Here is a 21,875-nt window from a genome sequence, read left to right as displayed (position 1 = left end):
ACAATACGCCAACCTTTCAGATCATGTAACCGCCCGCCAGCAGCGAACTTCACATCCGGAATCACTTTTCAGCAATGGCTGTTTCTGCTCACAACCGTGGGTTGCCAATGGGCATCTGTCACGGAAAAAACAGCCCTGAGGCAGCGTTCTGTTCCCCGGGAGTTCAGTTTTCCGTAACACCAAATCTTCCGCCAGCGGTGCGCCCGTTTTAGGGATCGAGTCCAGCAATAATCGCGTGTAGGGATGGGCGGGTTGAGTAAGAACCTGCTGCGCATCGCCCAGCTCGACAATTTGCCCAAGGTACATCACCGCCACGCGGTCGCTCATATGGCGGACCACCGACACATTATGCGATATCAGCACGTAGGTCAGGTTTCTGCGCGCCTGCAATGACACCAGCAGGTTGAGAATTTGCGCCTGTACGGAGATATCCAGCGCCGAGGTAGGTTCATCCAGAACAATCACGTCTGGCTCTGATGACAACGCCCGGGCGATGGCAATACGCTGGCGCTGCCCACCGGAAAACGCATGCGGCAGGCGATCGAGATATTCAGGACGAATCCCAACCTGTTGCGCCAAATCCTCGGCAAGTATGCGTCGTTCACGCTCCGGGCTTTGCTTTTGGATCCACACCGGTTCGGTCATTATCCGCCATACCGGTAAGCGCGGATCCAACGATGAAAGGGGATCCTGAAAGACCATCTGCATACCGTCGTGCTGTTTGTCACCACGGCGAGCATAGTTTCCCTGACTGGGTTTCAGCATCCCCATCAGCAGTTGCGCCAGTGTACTTTTGCCGCAGCCGGACTCGCCAACAATCCCCAGCGTTTCTCCCTGACGGATCTGTAAATCCAGACCATTGAGCGCATGTACCCGTTCAGTTACCTTACCGAGCCAGTTTTTACGCGCAGGGAAGTTGACATGAACATCCTGCAAATCCAGTAAAAAATCAGACATGGGTTGTCTCCAGTTGCGGATACCAGCAGGCAGATTGTTGATCCGCGCCTCCCTGACTGCTTAACGCAGGCGTTTCTTCACAACGAGGGCCGGCGGCAAAGCAGCGCTCACGAAACGCACATCCCGCCGGTAAGCAGGTTAAGTTCGGTACGGTACCGGGAATGGCGGGCAGCAATCCGCGTGGCTCGCCGTGTTCCGGCGCGCATTTCAGCAAACCAATGGAATAGGGATGCGTCGGGTGTTGAATAACGGTTTGCGTCGGGCCACTCTCAATCACGCTCCCGGCATACATGACGTATAACCGATCGCATAACTGTGAAACCACCGCCATATCATGGCTGATAAATAACACGGCTGTACCGCTGGCGCGCGCTTTTAACTTCAGCAAACGTAGCACCTGCAGTTGTACCGTGACGTCGAGTGCGGTGGTCGGTTCATCGGCAATAATGAGCTGCGGTTCGCAGGAAAAGGCCAGCGCAATCATTACCCGCTGGCGCATCCCGCCGGAAAGCTCAAACGGGAAACGTTTCATCACCTCCGGCGCGTCCGGGATTTGCATCTCGTCGAGTAAAGCGATGGCTTTCTGACGGGCATCCGTACGGCTTAACGTCTGGTGATGGCGGATAACCTCCACCATTTGCTGACCGATTCGCCGGGTCGGATTCAGCGCCGTCATGGGTTCCTGAAAGATCATCGCGACGCATGCGCCGCGCCATTGGCGCATTTGCTTCTCGCTGGCGTTGAGCACATCTTCCCCCAGCAGCGAAACGCGCCCCTGGTGAACATGATAGCTTCCCTCCGGCAGCAGACGCATGGTGAGCATGGCTGTTACGGATTTGCCGGAACCTGACTCACCCACCACGCCAACGATTTCTCCGCGGTTGATATGCAGCGATACATGGTTTAGCGCATGCACGTCAGCCTTATAGCCGGGGAAACTCAGATGTAAATCTTCAATTTCCAGCACGGGTTGTGTCATGACTGTTTTCCTCCGGCTTTCGGATCCAGCAGATCGCGAATACCATCGCCAAAGAGATTAAAGCCCACGGCGGTAATCAGAATGGCAGCGCCAGGAAATGCGCAATACCACCACTGATCAAGCACGTAATTGCGGCCAATTGCGACCATCGCACCCCATTCAGCGCTGGGCTGCTGTGCGCCCAGACCAATAAACCCAAGCGTGGCGGCCATCAGGATCGCACTGCCGATATCCAGCGACGCCTGTACAATGAGTGGTGGTAGGGAGTTCCGCAAAATGTGCCAGCTAATCAGATGCCAGCGAGAAGCCCCGTAGGTTCGCGCTGCCTGCACATAGGTAAACTGACGCACCACTAACGTCTGACCACGGGCGAGGCGCACATAAAACGGAATACGTACGATGGCAATCGCCAGCATGGCGTTGAACAGGCTTGGACCCAGCGCGGCGGCCAGCGCCATCGTCAGCACCAGAGAGGGAATAGACAGCATGATGTCCATTATCCGCATAATAATTGCATCGGCGCGTCCGCCCATAACACCTGACAGACACCCCAGCAGCGAACCTAATCCTCCGGCAATGCCGACCACCACCAGACCTGCGACGACCGACTGCTGGCTTCCTACCAGAACCCGGCTGAACAGATCGCGACCCACTTCATCGGTACCAAACCAGTGAGCGGCTGACGGGGGCAGCAGGCGAGCGCTCAAATTGATGGCGTTAGGATCGTGCGGGGTTATCCACGGCGACAGCACCATCAGCAGCAGTATCAGTACAATGATGACCCCGCCAACCAGCGTCAGTGGGCTGCTTTTCATCATCCAGAAAAGTTTAGCCCAGTCCGTGCGGCGACGTGCTGTCTGAGGCGCGGTCGGCGTTTCTTGTGTGAGCATCATTGCGCGCCTCCACGTCCAATTCGTGGATCTACCCATAAATAGAGTAAATCGACCACCAGGTTAACCAGCACATAGGCGAAAGAGACCACCACGGCAAATCCCATTACCGCCGGGAAGTCGAGCGCCTGAATCGACGTTACCACCCAGGCGCCCATGCCTGGCCAGGCGAAGACCGTTTCGGTCAGTACGGCACCGTAGAGCAGATCGCCCAATGCCAGGCCGAGAACGGTTATCGAGGGGATGAGCGCATTAGGCAACGCGTAACACAATACGATGTACCAGCCCGGCAACCCGCTGGCGCGAGCGGTACGAATGTAATCTTCACTCAATTGTTCCAGCATGGCGGAGCGAATCTGACGGGCAACGATCCCTAAGTGCACAAAAGCCAGCGTCAGCGATGGCAGGATCAGATGCTGAAGCGCATTGAAAAAGACTTCACCGTTGCCTTCCAGCAGGGCATCTATCAAATAGAACCCGGTGACGTGCGTCGGCGGATCCAGCCAGTCGTCTAACCGCCCACCGCCGGGCAAAATTTGCAAATGACCGTAAAACAGCACGATAACCCCCAGCCCCAGCCAGAATGCAGGCGTGGAGATACCGGTGATCGCCATCAGGCGAACAAGGTGATCAAGCCAACGGTTGCGCCACACCGCAGATAAAATGCCTAACGGGATCCCAATAACCAGCGCCAGCAGCAAGGAACAGAAAGCCAGCTCAAGGGTGGCGGGGAAGAAGATGCGCAGCTCATCCAGCACCGGACGTCCGGTGCGAATAGAGGTGCCTAAATCGCCGTGAAAAATGTCGCTGACATAGCGAAAAAACTGCACATACAGCGGCTGGTTCAGCCCCAGCTGTTGGCGAATGTTTTCAACAATTTCATCGCTGGCGCGATCGCCCGCCAGCAGCCGCGCGGGGTCGCCAGGTATCAGGTGCGAAATAATAAATGTGATTACGCAAACACCGATAACCACCAAAATAAGTCCCCAGCATCGCTGGCGTAAAATGCTCCAGAACGTCATTAGCTTCCCCTTGCGGAGCCAGCGCGGCTCCGCATCAACGTGGCTTATTTACTCATGGTGGAGATATTGAAGACCTGTTCCAGCATGGGGTTGAATACAAATCCTTTGACGTCTTTGTTCATCGCCAACTGATAGTTTTTCTGGAATAAATAGATGTAGGCTGCTTCATCAATCACGATGGTTTGCGCCTGTTGGTAGTCATTGGTTCTGGCAACCTGATCGGTCGTGGCCAGCGCGCTACGCAGCAGCTTATCGACCTCACCGTTTTCATAGAACGAACGGTTACCCGGCAAGCCTTTCTTATCTGACTCAAACCAGTAGTTCATGAACATGTACGGGTCAGCGAAGTCCGGGCTCCAGTTGCCAATAGCAATGTCGTAATCGCCTTTGCCCACGCGGTCACGCATGGTGGCGTTAGCCAGTTTTTCCAGCTTCACCTTAATACCCAGTTTGCCAAGGCTTGCCTGAGTCGCGAGCGCGATAGGCTCCCAGTTAGGATCATTATCGGAGTACAGGAAGCTCAGGCTTTCAGGTTTGCTGGCAACTTTGTCCCATGCTGCTTTCGCTTTGGCTTCATCAAAGCTGTACTGCATGGCCTTGTCGTCAAAACCCCACATGCCTTCGGGGATCGGTCCACGCATTTGCTTCCCGTTGCCGCTGAGGATCCCGTTTACCATGCCTTTATAATCGGTGGCCCACGAGATGGCGCGGCGTAAATCCACCTGATTGAGCGGGGCCTTACTGTTGTTGAGATACAGATAGGTCACGCGCAACGAGGGATAATCCGCTACGTTCACTTTGCCTTCCTGTTTTAAGGCGGCTAGCTGGTCAACAGGAAGCGCATCGGCAATGTCGATATCGCCACGCGACAATTGCAGGCGGCGGGAGGCGCTTTCACCGATGATTTTTACCGAAACACGCTTAAAGGTCGGTTTAGTACCGGCATAATGCGGGTTAGGCACCAGCACCAGCTGTTGTCCCTTTTGCCAGCTTTTGAGCATGAATGGCCCGGAACCCGCCGTGTTCTGCGCCAGGAATCCGCGGGCATCGTCTGCGGCATGCTCTTTTAAGATCGCCGGATTTATGATTGAAGCTCCGTCATTTGCCAGCGTATACAAAAACGGAGCAAACGGCTGGCTGAGGGTAAACTTCACCGTGGTATTATCGATGGCCTCAACCTTCAGATCTTTCGGGAACGCTTCTGCGGGACCCTGGCCGATTTTGAGCAAACGTTCGAAAGATTGCTTTACCGCATCTGCCGTCACCGGCGTTCCGTCGGCGAATTTGGCACCGTTTTTCAGGGTAAACGTCCACTCTTTCTGATCGTCCGAGGCTTTCCAGCCGCTGGCTAAGTCACCTTCAACTTCCGTGGATCCTTTACCGCCATCGGTTTTGTACTGCACCAGCCGCTGGTATGAGGGATAGGTGACCGTCCAGTCGTTGTTATCAATGGTCACGGCGGGGTCAAGCGTCTGCGGATCGGCGGCTTTACCAATCACCAGCATATCTTTTGGTACGGCGGCCTGCGCGGCAGGCAGGGCAAACGCCAGCGCAACGGCTATCAGAGCGGGGCGAAAAAACGCGTTTAACGCAGGTGTAGTCTTCATAACCAGGCTCCAGAATTAAAGTAAATGTTGTGTTGTTATGGGTGAAGCAGGGAAACAGGCAATCTGGTCGTCAAGCAGCGGGTAGCGGGCGGCATCAGGTAATTCAAAATGCCACCACTCGCTGTTAATACCGATAAAACCACCCCCGAACATAATGGCATTGAGCAGCAGCCGATTGCGCTGCGCAGCCGGAGGAACAGAAGGGTGCCAGGCATGGGAACGGTCGTGCATCTCATCAAAACCGGCCCCCATATCGAGGAGAACGCCACGTTCGTCCATTAACGTAACGTCAATGGCCGTTCCGCGACTGTGATTGGACCCTATCGCCACATCGACAACGTACTGGGGATCCGGACACGCATTCCACAACACCGCCTGCGCCTGCTGGGGGCGATACGCGTCGTACACCACAAGCTTCAGACCCGCCAGTTGCGCAATACTGATGCTTTTCGCCAGCGCGGTTACCGCCTCGGTGTGCAACAGGCAACGCGCTTCCTGATAGATCGGCGCGCCGGTAATGTTGTCGGCAGTAGCGTATTTAAGATCAATATGCAGCGACGGAAATATCACCGACAGATCGACCAGTTCTGGGGTTTCTGACATAGCACGTTTCCTGTTTATTGTTCGAATTGACCAAATTGTTGTTGTAACTGGCGATTGGTTTGCAGGCGTCCTGCGAGGGAGTCACCCAGTTGGGCCACCACCGCAGAGAGTAATAAGTTGAACAAACAGCTCACCGGAGCCAGTGAATCCCAGAAATGTCCGGTGTCGGTTTTTACCTGAAGTAAATCAATAGAATAGTCTCTGGCCCACGGGCACCACACATCGGTGATTAGCGCCAGCGGAATACAGCGTTCTGTAGCAACGCGGCAATATTGTCGCGAGATAGCGGAATAGGCGCGCATATCGGTGATCACCACGTAAGGCTGGCTGAATCCTGAATTCAGCGACTCCACCCAACTGCCGGAAAGCCCTTCAGAGTAGCTCACTTTAGGCCGCAGATATTCCAGGTGGCTGAAAAAAGCGTTGGCGATCCCGCGGGTGGACTGGATCCCGAGAACATACACGGCTTCCGCATGCGCCAGCTGCTGCGCAATGCGTAAAAACGTTTCGCCTTGTGCGAGTTGATAAACATGGGTAATGGCGTCGATTTCCAGTAACAGCGACTGCTGCACGCGATCCGGCAGGCTTTGTTGCTGGTGCCAGGAGTCCAGCCGCTCGTTCATTCCCCAGGGCTGATAGGGGACGACGGGTAGTTCCCGCAGGCTGGCCTTTGCATCTTCCAGATTACGAAAACCCAGTTTACGCAGATAGCGTCCAACGGTAATACCGCTGGTTCCGGTCGCTTTGGCGATACCATCCGCGGTTTCAAAAGGGATCTGTACAGCATGGGCTAACAGCCACCCAGCCACGCGCTTTTCGCTGGGCGTCAACTGGCTGAAGGTCTGCTCTATGCGGGTAAATAACTCAGGTTTTGCGGTCATTACCTTCTCGCTGTTAGTTGTCTGTCAGATTACGGCTCACTGTTAGCAAATTAACAATGCAGGACGCGTGCCAGGTCGATAACAGCGGCACACTGGCTGTTTTTGTTAAAACAAAGCCCATATTCGTTAACCAATGATCAACATTTGTGCAGCGTAGTTCAGTTTTGGTGCAACGACAGAGGGAGCGGGGTATGAATCTGCTGATTTCGTCGGAACGATCACATTGTGGCCACATTTTAGGCTCAGACATCAGAATCAGTAATGTGAAATATAAATTTCAGCCATATCAATGGCGGCAATCTTTATTCTTATGACGGTAGGGGTATTATTTTTTGCGAACTACATAAACGGTTTTAAGCGCAAGTGTAGATATTATTTATATTATAAATGGAGTACTACAATGAATAAATTCTCCCTTTCTACAGCAGGTATTCTGGTCGCAGCGCTGTTAACCAGTGTCAGCGTCAGTGCAGCAACGGATAACGCTAAAACTGAAGTGACTCCGAAAGGCATGAGCTGCCAGGAGTTTATTGATTTGAACCCGCAAACTATGGCTCCAGTGGCTTTCTGGGTGCTCAATGAAGACGAAGACTTCAAAGGTGGCGACTACGTTGACTATAACGAAACCGTAACTACTGCAGTTCCCCTGACCGTTGAACTTTGTAAAAAACATCCGCAAAGTGAATTAAGCAAAATAAAAGACGAAATCAAAAAAGAATTATCCAAATAAGATTAAGCCGTTATTAAAACCCAGCCAAAGTGCTGGGTTTTGTTATTCGTGACAACGTCACTTATTTGTTTTGTGATACTTAAGAAAACTTTATAAAGATATAAACTCCCGTGCCGATACTGGATAAAAGTTAGCCTTTTGCAGAAGGAGTTTGTATGGCCTGGTATCCTACTCGTATTTCGACGCGTTTAACCATCGGCGGCATTCTGCTGCTTGCGGTCACGACCCTTGTTATTGTGGTGATTATGCTCTGGCGCGGTCAGCCGCGCGTCGTTGAAATCAACACCGCCCTGATCGAAGAAACAGGGCAAGGTTTAACCCGTCAATTGAGTACCGTATTGTCCCGAATTGAAGGTGAGACGGTCAGCCTGTCACGGTTGGCTGAAGTGCTGCCCAACGATGAATCTCTTTACCAAAGCGTCGTTCCGCATCTGATCGGAGAAGGTAAAGACTCAATTATTACCGGCGGCGGCATCTGGCCAGAACCTGATGCATTCACCGCGGGTGTAGAGAAAAGAAGTTTTTTCTGGGCGCGTGATGCTGAAGGAAAACTGGTGTATTCCAACGACTATAACGTCGAAGGATCAAGCGGCTACCACAATGAAAGCTGGTATCAGCATGCCAAAGGCCATTCACAAAACAGCTGCTTATGGTCTGATGTCTACCAGGACGCCAGTTCAGGCGTCAACATGGTCACATGCAGCGTGCCTTATCAACTGGCGGGCAAATTTGCCGGCGTCGCCACCACCGACATTCGCTTGGATAATGTCGCTACCTTCATGCAGCAGCAGGGAAACAGCACCGGTGGTTACGCGTTTGTCGTGGACAAACAAGGGCAGATCCTCTATTTCCCGCAGGCCGACCTGGCAAAACATAAAACCATTCACGATCTGGCGCAAAGTGCGCAGTGGCTTATACCGGTGGAAAACGGGCTGAAATCTCTGCGCCCGGCGGATGGGGTGAAGACGATTACGCTTGCAAACGACAACGTCCTGAATACGGCATCACGGGTAATGCTGTTCCCGATGGCGGATACCGGTTGGGTTGTCGGTCTTGTAACGCCTGAGTCACGTATCGTCGGCCTTGCTAAAGTGATGATGCAGGACGTCCTGGAAGTGTTAATTCCGATAATGACGCTGTTGCTGGTGGGATCCTGGCTGATGGTTCGCCGACTGATTTCACGTCTGGATGATACCCGTCAGGCGCTTGATGACATTGCGCAGGGCGAAGGCGATCTTACCCGTCGTCTGGATGTGCGCGGTAAAGATGAGATTTCGGCTATCGCCGAGGCGTTTAACCTGTTCGTTGATAAAATCTCAGCCATTTTAATCACCGTCAGAAGCAGCAGCGCAGTAGTGGCGAATAATGCCGTTAGCCTCGCTGACAGTAATATGGAGCTTTCATCTCGCGTGACGCAGCAGGCCGCTGCGCTGGAAGAGAGTTCGGCGGCGATGGAACAATTAAATGCGACCGTTCATCAAAATGCCAGTAATACTCAACTGGCTGATGAGCTATCCGATAGCACCGCGCAAACCGCTAACCGCTGCGGCGATGTTATGCAGGGCGTTATCTCTACAATGGATAACGTTAGCGCTTCATCAGGCAGAATGGTAGAAATTGTCGCGGTCATCGACAGCATTGCGTTCCAGACCAATATTCTCGCCCTGAATGCCGCGGTTGAAGCCGCCAGGGCTGGTGATGCCGGCAGAGGGTTTGCCGTCGTAGCCTCCGAAGTGCGCACGCTGGCCCAGCGCAGCGCTACTGCTGCACAGGAAATTAAAGCGCTGATTGATGAATCCGTTTCTCATGTTGGCAGCGGAAGTCAGCAAATTCACAATGCCGGCGAACGTCTGGGTGAACTGGTTAACAATGTGCGTCAGGTGCGCCAGTTGATGGGGGAAATACGCGTTGCGGGTGAAGAACAACGTAAGGGCGTCTCCGAAATAACGCTGGCGGTCACCGAAATGGACAGTACCGTTCAGCAAAACGCCTCGTTAATTGATGATGCCGCGGCGCGGACGCAGGCGCTGAAAGAAGAGGCGGAACAACTGGCGTTGCTGGTCTCATCCTTCAGATTACCTGAGCCTTCCGTTGCCTGATAATCACATTCTATCCGGGCACAAACCTTGTGCCCGGATAACTCCAGTATAGTAACTCTTAAACACGATTTATCCGTTTAACTCCTCTTTATTGTGTCTTATAAAACTTTGAATCACTCCCCACTTAACTCTATAATATTGGGGGTAAAGTCGTTTTTATCCCAATAAGAGCCAATATTATGGATTTAACGCTAAATACTGCAGCCGACATCGTTAAGCTACTTTGCGACAGATTGCGTAAAGAACGACTCGCCCGACAAATGACGCAGGCGGATGTGGCCGCCCGTTCAGGTGTCGGTGTGAATACCGTTTCAAATCTGGAAGCGGGTAAGAATGTAGGGTTTGAGAATCTGGTCAAAGTCGCGATGGTATTAGGCTATGGCGATGCGCTGGAGGGTTTATTTAAACCCAGGATTGACAGTCTGGATGATATTTTGCGTTACGAGAAGAGCGCGGCACGCCAGCGGGTGAAAAGGAAAAACTCTGATGCCTGAACAAGTCGATGTTTTTTATGAAGGCTGGGGTGAGAAATGGCTGTGGGGAAAACTGGTGTCTTCCACGGCGCTGACCGGACGCCCGTTGATCGCCTTTGAATACAGTGAGGACGCTATACGTAAGGGTCTGGAACTGTCCCGGCTGATGTTACCGCTGAACGGTCCCCGTCTACGCAGGGATTTCCCCGCACATCAGTTAGGGTTGCCGGGACCAGTCTATGATTCACTGCCTGACGGCTGGGGTATGCTGTTGATGGACCGATTATTTAAACGTCGCGGACTCAACGCAGCGCGCATAGGTCCTTTGGAGCGCTTAACCTGGGTCGGCAACAACGCGATGGGCGCTATGACATTCCAGCCCGTTCAGTCAGATGTCGAGACGCTTTCAAAAGAGGATGTTCCTCTTGAACAACTGGCCTCTGAGGTCCAGGAAGTCCTGAGCGGTGAAGGGGGGGAATTCCTGCAAAAACTGCTTCAGATGGGCGGTTCGCCACAAGGGGCAAGGCCCAAGGCGTTGCTTTATCGTGACACTGTCACATCTAAATTCACCACTGCGCCGCTCCCCGGGAGCGAAAGCTGGCTGATAAAGTTTCCCGCCAGGCATGAACATGCTGAGGTATGTGCCATTGAAGCGGTTTATGCTGAGTGCTTGCGCCAATGTGGGATAACCACGCCCGATACGGCGTACTTCAATCTGCCTGGCGGGCAGGCAGCATTTGCCACCCGCCGTTTCGACCGTGATCAGTCGATACGTATTCCTATGCAGAGTCTGGCGGCGCTTACCGGGACTAATTACCAGATACCCGGCGCTTTAGACTATCGGGATTTTCTACGGGCCACGCAGATTTGCACCAATGATGTCAGAGAAAAGGCGAAAGCGTTTGAACGCGTGGTTTTCAACGTGGCATTTAATAACCGTGACGATCATCCGAAGAACTTTGCCTATTTAATGTCAGCCGATGGAAACTGGACTCTCGCACCGGCTTACGACGTCACCTGGTGTGAAGGCCCCGGTGGGTATCATCAAATGGACGTGCTGGGAGAGGCGCTGGATATCGAAAGAAAGCACCTTCTGTCGCTTGGCGTTCAGGAAGCTGAGTTATCTGCTGACCATGTGAACGGCATAATCGAAAAGGTCTGCCACTTTGCCACGGCATTGAGCGCTATCGCCAGGGATACATACCCCGATCGGATAACGCAAGCCACGCTGAATACGATACAGAAACAAGTTAATGAAAATGTCCGGCGGTTAATGTCCCGATAACGCAGACCCAACCGCTACACGTAGCGGAGAATTAACCCTCGGCGGGGCAACGTCCCCGCTACATTTCCTCGCTAAACAGTCCAGAGGACAACTTTTAGCGCCCCCAACGATTGCGAATATAGGTCACAGCTTCCTGCGTTTGCGGCTGATTAAGGTAATCTTCGCGAAACAAAATTGTGCCGTTAATGTGCGGTTCAGACTCGTTCAGATCGAGCTGTTTTTTCAGCTCGGGTACGCCACCTTTAACCGTCCAGTCAGGCTCTTTTCGCGATGGTTCGCCAACTTTATACAGCGCCACCCCAATATACAGGCGGGTGTTAGTTGATTTAACGACATCAGCCCACCATTTTGCCAGTACATCGTAGCGCGCTGCATCGCGGGCAAAAGGCCAATACAACTGTGGAGCGATATAGTCCAGCAGGCCGAGTTGCACCCAACGACGGGTGTCAGCATACGATTCATCATAGGCCGCCGCGCCGCGGGTGTCGGAACCCGCCGGATCGTGCGAACGGTTGCGCCATACGCCCGCAGGACTGACGCCAAACTCGACTTCAGGTTTGAGTTTCTTGATGGTTCGTGAAACCTGGGCGATCAGGCGTTGCGTGTTATCACGCCGCCAGTCAGCCCTGGAAGCAAATCCCTGGCCGTATCTTCTGAAGGTCTGATTGTCGTTGAGCGCAGAGCCGGGAGACTCGGTATAGAAGTAATCATCAAACTGCACGCCATCAACCGGGTAATTCTCAACCACTTCAGCCACGATGCTGGTTATCCAGTCGCGCACTTCGGGAATACCGGGATCTAACACAAAACGCTCGCCCGAGGTACGGATCCAGTCCCGATGCAGAACATAAACGCTAGAAGGCGTCTGTGTCAGGGTGTTGTTTAATTCGGTGACCGTCGAGGGTTTGGTGTTCACGGACACGCGGTAGGGGTTAAACCAGGCGTGGACTTTCATGCCGCGTTTATGCGCTTCATCGAGCATAAACTGAAGCGGATCGTAACCTGGATCCTGACCAATCGTACCCGTCAGGGTATCTGACCACGGCAAGATTGTAGACTGCCACAGCGCGGTGGCATCGGGCTTCACCTGGAAAAAGACGGTATTAATGCCAAGACGTTTCAGGTTGTCCAGTTTGTCCGTCAGCGCTTTTTGCTGCTGGCTGATGCGAACGGCGGGCGAACTGATGTTGACAGATGAAACCGGCGGCCAGTCCAGACGAGAAACCGTTGCCAGCCAGATACCGCGTACCGGCTCTTTGCTTTGCTGCGGTTTGCTCACCGGGGGCTGAGGGGAAATTTTGGAGTCAGGGGGCTGTGAAGAACAACTCCCCAGAAGCAACATACTGCCTACCAGCAGCGCAAACCATTTCATGTTGGTTAGCGGCAGTCTGGCGCGGGAACGGGCGAGAATATTCGCCAGTTTTTTCTGATAATTTCCTGAAAAAAAACCGGATGCTGACATCAGATTTTGCTCTTATTTCTTCTTGTTGCGGCTGTTAGCCCAGGGATCGAACGCCGGCTCGGGGGAGTTATTTGAGGCCAGGTCATGCAGAGAATCAAGGTACAGCGCTTCAACTTCTGCCCGCGCCCACGGCGTACGGCGCAGAAACTTCAGACTGGATTTAACGCTCGGTTCATTTTTAAAGCAGTTGATACTAATACGTTGCGCAAGCTCAGCCCAACCATAACGATCAACCAGGGCATTGACCTGCATTTCAAGCGTTACGCCATGTAAAGGGTCTTTAGAAATATGAGCATTCATATGAAGTCCAGTTCAGTGGTTCCAGATTTTGTCAGTCGTGCGACGGAAAGAAGGTTACAAGAAAGCAAAGCTGCCAGCAATGGCAGAAACCGGTATGGCGCGGCAAGGCGCACACCATACCGGTAATGGATGGCTTAATACTCTTTAAATGCCAGTTCCAGACGGGCAATTAACGGTTTAAACAGGTAACTCATCAGGGTTCGTTCACCGGTCTTGATCGTCACGCTGGCGGGCATTCCCGCTTTAATTTTGTAATCGCCCAGCAATCGGGCTCCCTCTGCTGAAACCTGTACTTCAGCGAGGTAGTAAGGCTGCTGTGTGGCCTCATCAATTAAGCGGTCCGCCGAGATGGTGAGAACCCGAGCCGGGACCGAAGGTAACAGCGCGTGGTTAAGGGCAGGGAACAGTACATCAACGGTTAAACCGGGGACCAGTTTATCAATGGCATGCACCGGTATTTTGGCATCGATTTGCATTGGTTGTCCGGCGGCAACGATGTCCATCAGATGTTCTCCGGGCTGAATGACGCCGCCAACGGTACTGACTTTAACATCCAGCACAATACCGTTAATCGGTGAACGAATCTCGGTGTTATCCAGTTCATGACGCGTGGATACCAGTTCATCTTCCAGCATCGCCACCTCTTTTTGATTTTCAGTCAGTTCAGACTCAACTTCGCGTAAATATTGATGACGCACCTGGTAGGCTTTAATTTTTAATTCGTTCTGTTGGGATTTCAGTTTGGCAATATTAAGAATATCTTCTGAAACGCTGCTGGATATTTCTGCTGCCTCGCGTTCAAGCACCAGTAATTGCGCTTTGGGGTAATAGTTTTTTTCACTCAGTGCGCGAATAGCACCCAGTTCGCGGTTAATCAGACTGAACTGGCGATCGCGATAGCCTTTTATTTTATTGAGATTATCCGTTTGTCCCACCAGACCATCGAGCGTCTCCTGAATCATCGACAGTTCGTCCTGAATGGTTTTGCGCCGCGTATCGAAAAGTTTAGCCTGCAAATTTCTCACTTCCGCCAGCCGTTTGTTGCCGGAAAATTGCTGCGTCAGCGTCGTATTAAAGTCGATTGCTTCCAGGCCATCGCGTTCAGCCAGCAGGCGATCCTCAATACTTTTTGCCGAAATATACTGGGCATTTAACGCGCTGAAACGCATTTCGAGCTGCATTTTATCCAGCCGGACGAGAACCTGATTTTTCTTTACGAAATCGCCTTCTTTAATAAAGATATCCGTTACCCGGCCGCCGCTCAGATGTTGAATGGTTTTGCGGTTACTCGATACGGTTACCGTACCATCGGCGACCACTCCCGCATCTAACGGCGCTTGTACTGCCCAGAGAATGAAGCTGCCAACACCCAGCACAATGACGATCGCGCCCCGAATAATTGGCGACCAGATATTGGTATCTACGCCAGCGGAAGGCGCATGGTCAGGTTTCTGTTTCATCTTCATGCCTCACGTTGCTGTTCAGTAGTGGAAGAAGACGGCGTTGCCACCGGTTTCAGTACGTTGGCCTGACGCAAATGGGCGAAAACCTGATCGCGGGTACCAAACTCCTGAATAGCGCCATCGTTAAGCAGCAAGACCTTATTGACCACGCCGAGCAGCGTGGGTCGGTGCGAGATAATGACGGTGGTTTGTCCCTGCGTACGCAGGGTATTGATGGCTTTAACGAGCGCAAATTCGCCCGCGTCATCAAGATTGGCATTCGGCTCATCAAGCACGATAAACGCAGGGTTGTTGTAAACGGCGCGAGCCAGCCCAATACGCTGCCGCTGCCCGCCGGAGAGTTGGTACCCACCTGCGCCAAGCGGTGTGTCGTATCCCTGCGGCAAGCGCAGGATCATCTCATGTACGCCTGCCAGCAGGGCGGCAGCGACGATAAGCTCACTGTCATTTGTGGTGAAACGGGCAATGTTTTGCGCGATGGTGCCGTCAAACAGTTCAACATCCTGCGGCAGATAGCCAATGGACGGTCCCAACAGCGCTTTATCCCACTGACAAATATCCGCTCCGTCTAATCTGACTTTTCCTGATAACGGCTTCCAGACGCCAACCAGAACCTTGGCCAACGATGTTTTCCCTGAGGCCGAAGGGCCAATAATCCCCAGCACTTCGCCTTGTTCCAGTTGGAAGGAGATATTACGCAGCAGCGGGGAAGACTGACCTGGGGCTGCAGCAAAAACACCTTCAACGCTGATGTTGCCGTTCGGACGTGGCAGGGTCAGCACCTCTTTCGGTGCCGGATACTCCTTCAGCAGGTCAGAGACCTGATGCCAGGCGCTGCGAAACTGCACAAACTGCTTCCAACTGCCGATAACCTGTTCCACCGGGTTGAGGACGCGGCCAAGAATAATCGATGCGGCAATCATCAGTCCTGGGGTGATATGACCGCCGATCACCAGTAAAGCCCCGGCACCCAGCGCGATAGATTGCAGCAACACGCGCACAAAGCGGCTGAGACTGCTTAATCCAGCCGTTTTGTCGGCAATCTGCGTTTGTAGTGCCAGCACTTTGTTATGCTGTTCCTGCCAGTTGAACTTCAGGGTCGAGAGCATTCCCATCGCTTCAATGGCATCGGAGTTTTGCAGCTGTTTATTGAGTTTGCTGGCATTGTTAATCGTTAAGGCGTGCGCTTGTTGAATCGGACGCTTGGTAGCGATTTCGGAAACCAGCGTCAGAATAAATAATAACGTTATCCCACCAAGGGAAAGGTAGCCCAGCAGAGGATGGACCAGAAAGGCGATGAACAGATATATCGGCGTCCAGGGAATATCCAGCAGGGCGAACAAACTATTCCCGGAAAGAAACTGACGGAGTTGATCCAGTTCGGCTAAAGATTGCGCCGGGTTGTTATCACCGGTAACCATCTTTCTTTTAAATGCCGCGTTAAAAACCAACTGGCTTAGCTTTATATCCAGCCTGTTGCCAAGCCTGACCATAACCTGCGCGCGGGCTGATTCAATCATGGCGATAACGATGTACAAGCCGACAATCAATAAGGTTAGCATTAACAGCGTGGTGGTATTTTTACTCACCAGCACGCGATCGTAGACCTGTAACATATAAATTGCCGGCGCCAGCATAAGCATATTAATCACACAACTAAAAAACAACAGCATCAGAAAAGTGGGTTTCGTTCCTTTTAATGCATCATTCAGTTCTGTTGGCGTATGCTGGCGCGACATAGTCTTCTCCTTATACGATCAATGAACTATTGCCATTGTTGCTGGCAAGAGTGGTGGGCATTTCCAGATAAAAGTCACCAATATTCACAGTGGTCGAATTGACGCCCACTAATGTGATGGTGTCAGTACCGACAGTCACAACGGTGTTGCCATTGCTTCCGGTGATAGACACGCTGCTGGCAAAATTACCCGCGTTGATACCTAGCAGGACGAGATCGAGGAAGTCCTGGCCGCCGTTGGGGTTACTGTCAAAACCGGTGACCCGGTCTTGCCCAAAACTAGCCCCAAAGGCAAAGATGTCGCTTCCGGCACCGCCATCCAGAATGTCGTTACCCGCCTGGCCATTGAGAATATCGTCGCCGCTACCGCCGGAAAGGGTATCCACGCCCGCACCGCCAATCATGACGTCGTTGCCGTTTCCGCCCTGCAGGTTATCAACGCCATCTCCGCCATCGAGGAAGTCATTCCCGGAACCGCCAAACAGCTGGTCATTACCTCCCATACCGAACAGATAATCATTGCCGGAACCGCCCGTAATGGTGTTCGCAATGGCATTACCGGTGCCGATAAAAGCGCCGCTGCCGGTAAAGACCAGTTCTTCCACGTTAGCGGTGAGGTCGTAGCTGCTGAGATTGGTACGTACGATGTCCGTACCGCCATTTACACCTTCGATAACCACATCAGCGAAATCATCAACGATGTAGGTATCATCGCCCGCGCCGCCAGTCATACTGTCGGCACCAAGACCACCATCGAGCGTGTCGTTGCCTGCGTCACCCTGCAGGATATCCTGTCCAGCCTGACCAGACAGGCTGTCGTTACCTGCACCGCCGACGAGCAGATCGTCTCCCGCGCCGCCCAGTAAGGTGTCATTCCCGCCTTCACCACGCAGAATATCGCTCCATGCGGTACCGACGAGCGTGTTCGCGCCGTTGTTTCCAACAATCAGGTCGCCCACTGGCTGCGTAGTGGTCGAGGTCAGAACAACAGGGGGGTTACCTTCATCGTCAACGACGGTTACCACCACCTGTAGCGTCCGACCGACCATGGCCTGGCCCGGCGTATAGGTTGCGGATGTCGCACCGTTAATGTTGACGAATCCGCTTGGTGAACTCATCCTCCATTGATATGTAAAGTTGCCTCCGCTCAGGCCGTCAGCGTCCGCAATGCCCGATACCACGGCGGTCAGCGTCAGGCTTTCAGTCGGGGTGAGGTCGTTAATGACCGGCACACCTGTAGTGGCCTGATTTCGCGGTAGGATTGCCTGAGTTTGTGCCGACACCAGAGTTTCAGCGTCACCCATGCGGTCGTTAAAACTGGCAACCACGCGTAGCGCTGCCCCCTGAATCGCGCCAGGGACTCTGAACTCCGCACCCGTTGCCTGATCCCGCCACTGACCATTGACGAATGCCTGCCAGGTCATGGTAATGGCCACATCCGCCGCCAACCCGTTACCATCCAGCAAGTTCGCCACGTTGACGCGCAGCAGATCGCCCACCGAAGGGTTAGAATTGCTGATGGTAAGATCGCCCGTCGCTTTCTGCGCGGTCACCCACAGCTGCTTCCCATCGCCAAACTCCAGTTTTTCGATGTTCAACAGACGGTCAACGCCATCATTCAGATTCAGCGCGGCATTCGGCGTGGCGTGGTCGACGCGCAGGCTACCATCAGCCATACGGGTAAAGGCATAGTTGCTGCTGACATCGCGGTATACCGCAACGTCAGTTTCTGTACCGTTACCTTCACGCAGGATTTCGCGCACAATCGACAGCTGATTCGGTTTCAGTGTACCGGCCAGCATGTATGACTTCAGTTCGGCCATGCCTTCGGCGCTGGTGAGTCCCGCCATACCGGTAACGGCTATACGCACGTTGAGCCACGCATCACCATCGATGATGTCGTTACCCGCTTTACCCATAATGCGGTCGCTACCGCCGCCGCCGAGTAAAATATCGCTACCATCATCAGGGTTGAGTAGCACCGCATTCGGGTTAGCAGAACGTTCTACGCCGAGAATGGCCTGTAGTCCGTTGATACGGTCCGCACCTTCCTGGGTCAGGTTGTTAGAGAGGGGAACGCCCTGAACCGGCGCAGTGCCTATCGGCTGTTCCGTCCCGGTCAGGATATCGTTGTATTTCCAACCCGACAGCCCCTCAACCAGGTCAAAACGATCGCGCAGGATAAACTCCTGCTGGTTGACGAAAATCGGGATCCCAAGGTCAGAGTTAGCGCCATTAGGGTCGCCTTTATGGATAGCCCAGTCGAAACCGGCCATACCATTATTGCGCTGGATCCCCGCGCCCTGAACCATGATGTCGTCACCGGCTTCGCCATCGTAGTCGGTGTCGTTACCCTGACCGTTGAGAACATCGTGACCGATAATGGTACTGTTGAAGAACAGCTCAGAGTTATCACCCGCCAGCGTATCAAACCCGTCGCCGCCTTCCAGCCAGTCATCACCTTCGTTGCCCATCAGAAAATCACCGCCCGAGCCGCCAAGCGCAAAGTCGTTATCCTGACCCGAGAAGACCTCCTGCGCATCTTCGCCGACGACCACGAAGTCGCTGCCGCTGCCGCCAAAGACCAGATCGTTTCCGTTACCGGAGAAGATAACGTCATGTCCGGCATCGCCGTGCAGGAAGTCCGCATCGCCAACGGGCGTACCGGTATCGGTTATAATGTCATCCCCGTCACCGCCGTGGACCACATCCGCTTCGTCTCCGCCGTCCAGTCGATCATCGCCGCCATCGCCCCACAGGCTGTCGATTCCTTTACCACCGATTAACGTATCGTTGCCCGCGGTCCCGCCAAGCACCACATGCCCATCACCGGTATATTTCAGATAACCGCCGTCAGCAAAGCCATCACCGTCAACATCCGCACCCGGATCCCGCCGCACCAGTAGCGGCGAGAGCAGATCTTTCAGCGGATTACCCCATTTCGGGTCGATTTCCGTTTGCAGCACGCGGTTCACTTCGAAAATATGGTCCGGCGTCTGGAACAGGTTGGCGGGCAGGTGAGAGGAACCCTCCTCACCAAGATCGCTGTTACGCATGACAAGCGCGGAAAACGAGTTGGCCTCCAGTTCGTTGAGTAAGTTAAGTCCCTGAACGCGGCTCAGGTAGTAGAAACGATCGCCGTCCTGCAACATTTCCATTTGCGTTTCAAAGACAAAGTTGAAGGTTGAACCCAGCATGCCGCCAAATTCATTTTTGCGCTCAGCCAGTCCGCCAATCCAGAAATCGACCATATTCAGGCCGGTTTCTTTCGTTGCCCACGCCCCGGTGCTATTGAAGAAATCCATTGCATCCGCAGGGGGGGCGTTATTGGCATCGCCAAACAGCAGGAAGTTAACCGCCGCGCGTTTACCTTCAAGGCTGGTGGCATTGAGGATCAGCTCATGCTGACCGTAAGCAGCCATAAAGTTAATGATAGAGGCCGGGTTTTTCAGGTAGGTGGTAAAGTCAGCCCAACTGGTATAGGGGCGTAGTTGGCTATCACCGCTTAATGCAAAAAACTGCTCGCGAGCCTGGTTCAGCGAAGGCATTGCCGTGTCACGACCGCGGGCGATGTTAAGCGCGCCTAAATCGAGAGGCAGGCCGATGAGGTTATTACGCAGGGCATCGGTAATAAACTCATCAATTTCGTTGCCTACCTGACGCGTCATACCGCGCACAATTGCGCCGATGGCCTGATCGTCAGTAACGGTGGCACCGTTGATTTCATTGAATGCCACAGGGTTCAGGAACGCGGCAATCAGACCGATATCACCGCTTTGCATATCAATGTCGGTACGCGCCACGGTTTCTGTCAGCATTGAATGCCCAAAACGGTAAACCACATGCGCAAACTCGGCAAAGATCAGGGGGTTAATATCCGCCGTATTGGAGAAGACAAACGGATCGACGGCGGGTTGTACGGTACGCGCGAACTCCTCGAACACAAGATGTTGGTACTGCATTTCTGTGGAGAAGCGGCCAGCCTGAAACAGGTACTCGCCGTTCCATACCAGAGTACTGGTATCAGCAGGTAATTCGGTGATTTGATGATTCGGCATCAACCACTGGTTAATGAGGTCGATATCACCGGTCTCCAGCAACGTGGTTTTATACTGTTCAACCAGACGGTTATGTTCGCTGTGAAAAACGGCATGCACCGCGGTTAAACCAATGTTTTCATTCCCGCGGCCGTCGCCGGTGATAAAGTGGCGGTCGAGCAATTCGTTATCATAGGTTCCTGCAGGTTGTGGTCCTTCACCGCCAATAGCACCGTCCTCATCTGCCAGCAGGCCCGCTTTTGGCGCGGCAGTATGAGCAATGTCATCCAGAAACGCATGACCGGTGCGGAACGTTTCCGCAGGTAACAGGCCACCGTTGGCTTCAACCAGGCCGCCAGTGGTAACAATCTGTACCTTTCCGTTTTCACTTAAAATCAAATTACCGTAGCGGTCCGTTGCCAGCAGAGGAACATTAAAAACATCCTGATCGGTGAGTTTAATGCCCAGCAGGGTTTCAGCCTGGTTTTTAACATCAGCCCAGGTCGCCAGCCCTCCGTTAGCCCCCCCTAACAGATTCCCGGTTGGCTCGGGTTTCCCGTCAATCATGACGTATTCGCGGATGAAAATCTGATGTGAAGGATGGGAGGTGTAGGTCTGGTTTTGATCAATGAAGGGGGTTGTAAGGTTTACCGTCTCTCGATTTTCATCAACCGTCGCCCTCGTTAATAGCATAAAGTTGGTATCCGACCCCTCCACATATAAAGGGTCGTCGGGCTGTAGCGGAATGAAAACAATACCGTTGCCTCCTTTAGGGATCAAATCCAGACCGTGGTCGAAAAACTGGCCAAAGAAGGTCATCCAGCCGTTAAAAGCGGGGGAGAGCCCAATATCGGGAGACTGGTTGGGAATGGATAAGCTGCCTTCTCCTGTAATGGTACCGCCGCCGGGCGCATCTTTTAATGCATTAAAAACCTCCAGCGCGGCCGGGTTTGAGGCCGTCTGATCTGAAATTAAGTTACTAATTATTCGCGGATCGGCATCAACAACCATGCCACCAATTTGGAGATAGCTGGTCATTTGATCCGCATCTTGCCAGTTTAATGCGGTTAATCTGGGCATTGTCTGGTCAGCAGAACCATATAACTCCTGACCTGGTAAAAGGTTATTCCATGAACCATCTACCGTACGCAGTCCATATGGTAATAGCGGACTGGAGACTAATTCTCGAAGCATTTCAGCATTAACGCTACCATCCGGGTTAGTTGCCGCTTCGGATATTTTGATCTGCTTAAGAATAAAAGCCAGATCGTGCAGAGTGACAGTAAAGTCATATTGTGAGGCCATAAGTCATTACCCCTATCTTTACCTGTATTAGCTATCATCACTCT

The 21,875-nt window shown here is 53.0% G+C and carries 16 protein-coding genes; 4 read left to right on the top strand and 12 right to left on the bottom strand.

Annotated elements, in window-relative coordinates; translation table 11 throughout:
* Positions 1-21: 21 nt before the first annotated feature.
* The 7 genes from E1B03_RS13320 to E1B03_RS13290 are packed head-to-tail and all read right to left on the bottom strand — an operon-like array spanning position 22 to position 6,939.
* Positions 22-957: an ABC transporter ATP-binding protein gene (locus tag E1B03_RS13320; protein WP_103770597.1), complete on the bottom strand. Its 936-nt coding sequence runs from the start codon at positions 955-957 to the stop codon at positions 22-24.
* On the bottom strand, positions 950-1,936 hold the full coding sequence (locus E1B03_RS13315; RefSeq protein WP_133086371.1) for an ABC transporter ATP-binding protein: 987 nt from the start codon (positions 1,934-1,936) through the stop codon (positions 950-952). The genes E1B03_RS13320 and E1B03_RS13315 overlap by 8 nt, the downstream gene beginning before the upstream one ends.
* Complete coding sequence (gene ddpC / locus E1B03_RS13310; protein ID WP_103770595.1) at positions 1,933-2,829, bottom strand: D,D-dipeptide ABC transporter permease; 897 nt, start codon at positions 2,827-2,829, stop codon at positions 1,933-1,935. The genes E1B03_RS13315 and ddpC overlap by 4 nt, the downstream gene beginning before the upstream one ends.
* Positions 2,826-3,848 (bottom strand): ABC transporter permease, encoded by a 1,023-nt coding sequence (locus tag E1B03_RS13305; RefSeq protein ID WP_103770594.1) that lies wholly within the window; start codon positions 3,846-3,848, stop codon positions 2,826-2,828. Before E1B03_RS13305 ends, ddpC begins: the two co-directional genes overlap by 4 nt.
* A gap of 44 nt (positions 3,849-3,892) precedes the next feature.
* A complete protein-coding gene (locus E1B03_RS13300; RefSeq protein WP_133086370.1) occupies positions 3,893-5,455 on the bottom strand; it encodes an ABC transporter substrate-binding protein in 1,563 nt (520 codons plus the stop codon).
* A 15-nt stretch (positions 5,456-5,470) separates the two neighbouring features.
* Positions 5,471-6,058 (bottom strand): D-alanyl-D-alanine dipeptidase, encoded by a 588-nt coding sequence (ddpX, locus tag E1B03_RS13295; protein ID WP_133086369.1) that lies wholly within the window; start codon positions 6,056-6,058, stop codon positions 5,471-5,473.
* Between the two features lie 14 nt (positions 6,059-6,072).
* Complete coding sequence (locus E1B03_RS13290; protein WP_133086368.1) at positions 6,073-6,939, bottom strand: MurR/RpiR family transcriptional regulator; 867 nt, start codon at positions 6,937-6,939, stop codon at positions 6,073-6,075.
* Between the two features lie 400 nt (positions 6,940-7,339).
* Here E1B03_RS13290 and hdeB point away from each other — a divergent pair, with 400 nt between their 5' ends.
* The 4 genes from hdeB to E1B03_RS13270 all read left to right on the top strand — a co-directional run bounded on the left by hdeB (position 7,340) and on the right by E1B03_RS13270 (position 11,526).
* Entirely contained in the window at positions 7,340-7,669 is a 330-nt protein-coding gene (gene hdeB / locus E1B03_RS13285; RefSeq protein ID WP_103770590.1) for an acid-activated periplasmic chaperone HdeB, read from the top strand.
* A gap of 155 nt (positions 7,670-7,824) precedes the next feature.
* Complete coding sequence (locus E1B03_RS13280; RefSeq protein ID WP_133086367.1) at positions 7,825-9,768, top strand: methyl-accepting chemotaxis protein; 1,944 nt, start codon at positions 7,825-7,827, stop codon at positions 9,766-9,768.
* Between the two features lie 179 nt (positions 9,769-9,947).
* Positions 9,948-10,262: a helix-turn-helix domain-containing protein gene (locus tag E1B03_RS13275; RefSeq protein ID WP_103770588.1), complete on the top strand. Its 315-nt coding sequence runs from the start codon at positions 9,948-9,950 to the stop codon at positions 10,260-10,262.
* Complete coding sequence (locus E1B03_RS13270; RefSeq protein ID WP_103770587.1) at positions 10,255-11,526, top strand: type II toxin-antitoxin system HipA family toxin; 1,272 nt, start codon at positions 10,255-10,257, stop codon at positions 11,524-11,526. The genes E1B03_RS13275 and E1B03_RS13270 overlap by 8 nt, the downstream gene beginning before the upstream one ends.
* Before the next feature lie 94 nt (positions 11,527-11,620).
* On the opposite strand, the gene E1B03_RS13265 is transcribed toward E1B03_RS13270, so the two are convergent.
* The 5 genes from E1B03_RS13265 to E1B03_RS13245 form a co-directional block, all read right to left on the bottom strand.
* Positions 11,621-12,988 (bottom strand): glycoside hydrolase family 10-like protein, encoded by a 1,368-nt coding sequence (locus E1B03_RS13265; RefSeq protein ID WP_133086366.1) that lies wholly within the window; start codon positions 12,986-12,988, stop codon positions 11,621-11,623.
* 12 nt (positions 12,989-13,000) lie between these two features.
* Positions 13,001-13,288, bottom strand: coding sequence for a VF530 family protein (locus E1B03_RS13260; RefSeq protein WP_133086365.1), 288 nt, complete (start codon positions 13,286-13,288; stop codon positions 13,001-13,003).
* A gap of 134 nt (positions 13,289-13,422) precedes the next feature.
* Positions 13,423-14,748 carry an HlyD family type I secretion periplasmic adaptor subunit gene (locus E1B03_RS13255; RefSeq protein ID WP_181012794.1) on the bottom strand — a complete coding sequence of 442 codons (1,326 nt, stop codon included), beginning with the start codon at positions 14,746-14,748 and terminating at the stop codon, positions 13,423-13,425.
* 2 nt (positions 14,749-14,750) lie between these two features.
* Complete coding sequence (locus tag E1B03_RS13250) at positions 14,751-16,490, bottom strand: type I secretion system permease/ATPase (protein ID WP_133086364.1); 1,740 nt, start codon at positions 16,488-16,490, stop codon at positions 14,751-14,753.
* A 10-nt stretch (positions 16,491-16,500) separates the two neighbouring features.
* Complete coding sequence (locus E1B03_RS13245; RefSeq protein ID WP_133086363.1) at positions 16,501-21,831, bottom strand: peroxidase family protein; 5,331 nt, start codon at positions 21,829-21,831, stop codon at positions 16,501-16,503.
* Between the last annotated feature and the right edge of the window lie 44 nt (positions 21,832-21,875).

Origin of the sequence: Citrobacter arsenatis, assembly GCF_004353845.1 — a bacterium.
Classification (GTDB): Bacteria; Pseudomonadota; Gammaproteobacteria; order Enterobacterales; family Enterobacteriaceae; genus Citrobacter; species Citrobacter arsenatis.
Note: the sequence above shows the minus strand (reverse complement) of the source record. Positions and strands in the feature narration are given on the sequence as shown.

What these genes read in the sequence shown, in the direction of transcription:
- E1B03_RS13320 (WP_103770597.1), bottom strand. Translation starts at nt 957, where the DNA reads ATGTCTGATTTTTTACTGGATTTGCAGGATGTTCATGTCAACTTCCCT.
- E1B03_RS13315 (WP_133086371.1), bottom strand. Translation starts at nt 1,936, where the DNA reads ATGACACAACCCGTGCTGGAAATTGAAGATTTACATCTGAGTTTCCCC.
- ddpC (WP_103770595.1), bottom strand. Translation starts at nt 2,829, where the DNA reads ATGATGCTCACACAAGAAACGCCGACCGCGCCTCAGACAGCACGTCGC.
- E1B03_RS13305 (WP_103770594.1), bottom strand. Translation starts at nt 3,848, where the DNA reads ATGACGTTCTGGAGCATTTTACGCCAGCGATGCTGGGGACTTATTTTG.
- E1B03_RS13300 (WP_133086370.1), bottom strand. Translation starts at nt 5,455, where the DNA reads ATGAAGACTACACCTGCGTTAAACGCGTTTTTTCGCCCCGCTCTGATA.
- ddpX (WP_133086369.1), bottom strand. Translation starts at nt 6,058, where the DNA reads ATGTCAGAAACCCCAGAACTGGTCGATCTGTCGGTGATATTTCCGTCG.
- E1B03_RS13290 (WP_133086368.1), bottom strand. Translation starts at nt 6,939, where the DNA reads ATGACCGCAAAACCTGAGTTATTTACCCGCATAGAGCAGACCTTCAGC.
- hdeB (WP_103770590.1), top strand. Translation starts at nt 7,340, where the DNA reads ATGAATAAATTCTCCCTTTCTACAGCAGGTATTCTGGTCGCAGCGCTG.
- E1B03_RS13280 (WP_133086367.1), top strand. Translation starts at nt 7,825, where the DNA reads ATGGCCTGGTATCCTACTCGTATTTCGACGCGTTTAACCATCGGCGGC.
- E1B03_RS13275 (WP_103770588.1), top strand. Translation starts at nt 9,948, where the DNA reads ATGGATTTAACGCTAAATACTGCAGCCGACATCGTTAAGCTACTTTGC.
- E1B03_RS13270 (WP_103770587.1), top strand. Translation starts at nt 10,255, where the DNA reads ATGCCTGAACAAGTCGATGTTTTTTATGAAGGCTGGGGTGAGAAATGG.
- E1B03_RS13265 (WP_133086366.1), bottom strand. Translation starts at nt 12,988, where the DNA reads ATGTCAGCATCCGGTTTTTTTTCAGGAAATTATCAGAAAAAACTGGCG.
- E1B03_RS13260 (WP_133086365.1), bottom strand. Translation starts at nt 13,288, where the DNA reads ATGAATGCTCATATTTCTAAAGACCCTTTACATGGCGTAACGCTTGAA.
- E1B03_RS13255 (WP_181012794.1), bottom strand. Translation starts at nt 14,748, where the DNA reads ATGAAACAGAAACCTGACCATGCGCCTTCCGCTGGCGTAGATACCAAT.
- E1B03_RS13250 (WP_133086364.1), bottom strand. Translation starts at nt 16,490, where the DNA reads ATGTCGCGCCAGCATACGCCAACAGAACTGAATGATGCATTAAAAGGA.
- E1B03_RS13245 (WP_133086363.1), bottom strand. Translation starts at nt 21,831, where the DNA reads ATGGCCTCACAATATGACTTTACTGTCACTCTGCACGATCTGGCTTTT.